Genomic DNA, 402 nt, shown 5'->3' with positions numbered 1-402 from the left:
GCCCCAACCCACAAGAGTGCCCCGCGACCTGATTCAACCATACCCCCTCGAGCGGAACGCCCATCTAGGGACGGTACCCCGGGAGGTGGCGTAGCACCCTATTCACCGCGCGACAGTAAAGCCGCACAGGCTATGGCGACACTGCCACGCGCGCTTCAAGAGTTCGTGGCAAACGGGGAAACGAGTCCCGGCTCCGAGTCCCGTAGCCATGCAGGCGGCCAACTGAAGGCAGGCAGTGGCACACTGGCCAAGTCCATTCTGCACGATGTGCCGGGTGCTTTGGAGAAGATGGGTTTGCTACAACAGCTTGTTGGGGAGAACGCAGATGGCGATGCCCGTGACAAAGTAGAAGCCCTGATCGAAGAGTTGCTGAATACCTCGTCCATGCGCGAGGCTATAGAG

Annotated in this window: 1 protein-coding gene; it reads left to right on the top strand. The window is 60.2% G+C overall.

Going from position 1 to position 402, the window contains the following annotated elements; translation table 11 throughout:
- Positions 1–132 precede the first annotated feature (132 nt).
- The coding region (locus AC1RPH_RS07950; protein ID WP_481762048.1) for a hypothetical protein at positions 133–402 on the top strand (270 nt) is incomplete at its 3' end.

The organism is Dellaglioa sp. CoH-57-MRSF-16 (genome assembly GCF_056782055.1).
The sequence above is the reverse complement of the archived record's forward strand: the minus strand, read 5'-3'. Positions and strand labels throughout refer to the sequence as shown.